Source organism: Streptomyces sp. 8K308, from assembly GCF_004348315.1.
Lineage (GTDB): Bacteria > Actinomycetota > Actinomycetes > Streptomycetales > Streptomycetaceae > Streptomyces.
Genome location: NZ_SMKC01000510.1, coordinates 1 through 3,658, shown reverse-complemented (window position 1 = coordinate 3,658; position 3,658 = coordinate 1). Strand labels below are relative to the sequence as shown.

Below are 3,658 nucleotides of genomic sequence, written 5' to 3'. Positions count from 1 at the left end.
CGCCCGTTCCGCGCTTCGCGCGTGGACGTGGCTTCGCCGCCGGGCTCGCGCTGTCGCGCGGGGTTCTGGGGCCCTCGGTCTTCGCGGTGCGCGCGGCTCGGCGTTTCGGGGTGTTTCCCCCGCCCGCCCGCCGGTTTCCGCTTCGCGGAGGTGTCGGCCACCCGCCGCGCGAAGCGGGCCGGCAAGTCCTGCGGATGCCGAGCCGGGCGGGCGGTGAGACGCTGAGGTGGCAGGCAACCTCAGCGGAGCGTGGACGCATGGCCAGGATCGCGGTCTTCGGAGCGAACGGCAGCATCGGGCATCGGGTGGTCAGCGAGGCCCTGGATCGTGGGCACGTCGTGACCGCCGTGGTGCGGGATCCGTCGAAGGTCGGCAGAGAGCACGAGAACCTGACGGTCGCCACCGGCGACGTCCTCGACCCGGCGGACGTCAGCTCCGTGGCGCACGGCCAGGACGTGCTGGTCAGTGCGGTCGGCGGCGGTGACGGCCCGGGGCACCGGGCGTTGATCGAGCCGTCCGCCGAGTCCCTGGTCGCCGGGCTGCACGCGCTGGGTGAGGGCGCGCCGCGGCTGATCATGGTCGGCGGCGCCGGCTCGCTCAGGACCCCGGACGGCGGCCAGGTCTGGGACGCGCCTGGGCTGCCCGAGTCGGTGCTGGAGATCATGCACGCGCACGGCGACGCGCTCGCCTATCTGCGGGCCACCGAGCAGGCCATCCACTGGACCAGCTTCAGCCCGGCCGCCACCATCGAGCCGGGCACCCGCACCGGGAGTTTCCGTACCGCGCTGGAGGACCTCGTCGTGGACGAGAAGGGCGAGAGCCGGATCTCCACCGAGGACTACGCCGTCGCGCTGGTCGACGAGATCGAGAACCCGCGGCACGTCGGCGAGCGCTTCACCGTCGGCTACTAGGGCGAGCGTCCTGGCCCCGGCGACGCGGGCGCCGTGGGCCGGGGCCAGGAGGGGGGACGGCACGGTCAGCGGGTGGCCGGGCCGATGATCCAGTTCTGCCGGAACAGCAGCGAGTGGACGTAGCGGGGGTTGGTGAAGTTCGCGTAGTCGGCCAGCACCTTGGCCTGGTCAGGGCCGGCCTCGGCGGCGTCCACGGCCTCGACGTCGTCGAACCACAGGTGGTAGGCGGCATCGAAGGGCGGCTCGCTGACGCTGTACCAGGAGTCCCTGGTGTAGGACTGGTCGTAGCGTCGGAGCCCCGGGATACCGGCGACCAGCGGCGCGTGCAGCTCGCGGCTGTAGCTGCGGAACTCCTCCACCGTCATGCCCTCACGCCGCTTGACGAGCACGATCAGCTTGACGCCGGGCTGGCCCTGGTCGTCCGGCTCACCCGGCACCACGGTCTCGGTCTCGGTGTCCAGCACCAGGGAGCGCCAGAACGCGGCCCACCGGGGCTCGTCGAGCCGCGCGCCCTCCAGGAACTCGGGCGTCTGGAGCGACGCGAGCTGTTCCTCGTCGTTCTCCAGCCAGATCTCGGCCACCCCGCTCCACAGCGGCTCGGTGGTCTCGCCCTTGCGCGGGATGCGGGTGTCCACGGAGTAGCGCTTGATCTGCGGGATCTTGCTCGCGTAGCGGACGGCGTGTTCCTCGGTCCAGTACTGGTGGAACGCCTCCTCGCTCATTCCCGGCCGCGGGAAGGCGAAGATGAGCTGGTGAATCATCCGTTGTCCTCCATCGACGTGTTGGGGTTCTCTTCAAACGTGGTAGCGCGCCTTCACGTCCTCGGCGAATCCGAGATAGTCGCGCAGTGGCCAGACGGCCTCGAATTCCAGGTACTCCCGCATCGGGAGTCGGCCGAGCGCGGTGCGGTCGAGTTCCTCGGCGTCGGGTGAGTCGATGATGGCGATGACGCGTTTCTGCGCGGCCACCTTCCAGATTCCGACGCAGAATCCGGAGTCCAGGGTTTCCTGCGCGTGTTCGGCCTCCTCGGCCTCGACCTCCCACAGTTCGTCGAGCGAGATGCGGCCCTCGTGGTTCCACTTCATCTGGACGTAGAACAGCATGGCGCGAATTCCTTTCCGGTAGGCCGTGGTTCAGCTGGCGCCTTCGGTGGCGAGGTGCCTGGAGAGTGGGTGGTCGGCGCCGAAGCTGTCGACCGCCACGTCGTGGGCCGTCCTGCCGTCGTGGCCCACCAGGTCGGTGCGGGCGCCGGCGCTCAGCAGGACCCGGGCGCAGTCCTCGTAGCCGTGCCACAGCGCGTCGTGCAGGGCGGTGTAGCCGTTGGTGGCGCCCTGGTAGTCCAGGTCGACGCCCGGGCTTCGCACGAGGAGCCTGGTGATCTCGGCGTGGCCGTTGTAGACGGCCTTGTGCAGTGGGGAGGCGCCGAACGTCGGCTCCGTGGCGTTGACGTCGGCGCCGGCGGCGAGCAGGGCCGACACGATCTGGACGTGGCCGTCGCGGGCGGCGACGAGGAGCGGGGTGTGCTGGTCGTTGAAGCCGTTGACCACGGGGTAACGGGCCTCCAGGTCGGCGCCCGAGGCGATCAGGGCACGCACCCGGGCCGCGTCGCCCGCGGTCACGGCGGCCATCAGGCGTTGTGCCTCGGCGGCCGCCGCGTCCGAGCGGCGCCGCTCGTCGAGCAGCCGCTCGGCCTCGAGCAGCCGCTCCTTGCCCCGGGTGTTGACGTTCAGCTCGTACTCGAAGTGTTCCTGGAGGGAGAAGCCGTAGTGGGTGTGCAGGCCGAGTCCCGCGCCCTGGTCGAGCAGGTAGGCGGTGATGTCCGGCCACTTGTACCAGAGGGCGTCCATCAGGGGCGTGTGGCCGGTGGTGGGCGCCACCGCGTCCACGAAGGCGCCCGCTTCGACCAGCAACCGCACCGTGGCGAGGTCGCCGCGCTGGACCGCCTTGTGCAGGGCGGTGGTCCCGGCCCGGCGATCGGTGCCGTGGACGTCGCCGCCGGCGTCCAGGAGGAGCCTGACGATGGCGGCGTCGCCGCGCCCCGCGGCCGTCTGGAACACGGTCAGGCCTGAGGCGGCGTCGCGGTGGTTGGGGTCGGCGCCCTCCCGCAGCAGCGCGGGGAGCGCGCTGGCGTCGCCGCCGACGACGGCCGCGAGCAGGCGGTCGTTCACGTCCGAACGGAACATGGCGACCTCGCCGGAGGCGTCGAAGAACGCCTTCCAGTGCCGCACCAGCTCGTCGTCCCCGAGGGTCAGCACCATGGAGAACTCGAACTCGACCTCGAAGCCGGTGGTCCTGTGCCGGATCCGCTGGAAGTTGATGACGAAGGCCCGGTTGCCTTCCACCACCATGTCGCGCTGTTCGAAGGCGGTGACATCGGTCCTTTCACCGCGGAGCCGGAAGGCCTCGATGACTCCCTCACGTCCGAGCCACCGGCCGGTGTTGGGAATGGCGATGTTGTAGTCAGTCCTCGGCAGGTCGAAGACGATGTTGGGGGAGAGGGCCGAGATGACTCCCTCCACATTCCCCGAGGCGACGTCGGCGAACAGTTTGGTGACTATCTCACGTGTGCGTGCCGCATCGACCACGCGATTCTCCATTCCTCGGATTCCTGGGATCGGAAAAAGGCTGCTGATACGAGTGAAGCGGTGCGGTGCGGTGCCTGAAAAGGAATGCCGGTGATCCGGCTGGCATTAGCCGAACTGCACGTAGTGCGGTTGGCGGCGGAGGCGCGAGGCCCCCCGCCGGGG

Annotated in this window: 4 protein-coding genes; 1 reads left to right on the top strand and 3 read right to left on the bottom strand. The window is 70.3% G+C overall.

Annotated features, from left to right (window positions below; genetic code table 11):
• Nucleotides 1–257 precede the first annotated feature (257 nt).
• Nucleotides 258–911: an NAD(P)H-binding protein gene (locus tag E1265_RS34925; protein WP_132934972.1), complete on the top strand. Its 654-nt coding sequence runs from the start codon at nt 258–260 to the stop codon at nt 909–911.
• 65 nt (nt 912–976) lie between these two features.
• On the opposite strand, the gene E1265_RS34920 is transcribed toward E1265_RS34925, so the two are convergent.
• From E1265_RS34920 to E1265_RS34910, 3 genes are read right to left on the bottom strand one after another with little or no spacing between them, the layout of a single operon-like run.
• Complete coding sequence (locus E1265_RS34920) at nt 977–1,672, bottom strand: EthD family reductase (protein WP_132934971.1); 696 nt, start codon at nt 1,670–1,672, stop codon at nt 977–979.
• A gap of 33 nt (nt 1,673–1,705) precedes the next feature.
• A complete protein-coding gene (locus E1265_RS34915) occupies nt 1,706–2,014 on the bottom strand; it encodes a muconolactone Delta-isomerase family protein (RefSeq protein WP_132934970.1) in 309 nt (102 codons plus the stop codon).
• Between the two features lie 30 nt (nt 2,015–2,044).
• Nucleotides 2,045–3,496 carry an ankyrin repeat domain-containing protein gene (locus tag E1265_RS34910; protein WP_132934969.1) on the bottom strand — a complete coding sequence of 484 codons (1,452 nt, stop codon included), beginning with the start codon at nt 3,494–3,496 and terminating at the stop codon, nt 2,045–2,047.
• Nucleotides 3,497–3,658: the final 162 nt, after the last annotated feature.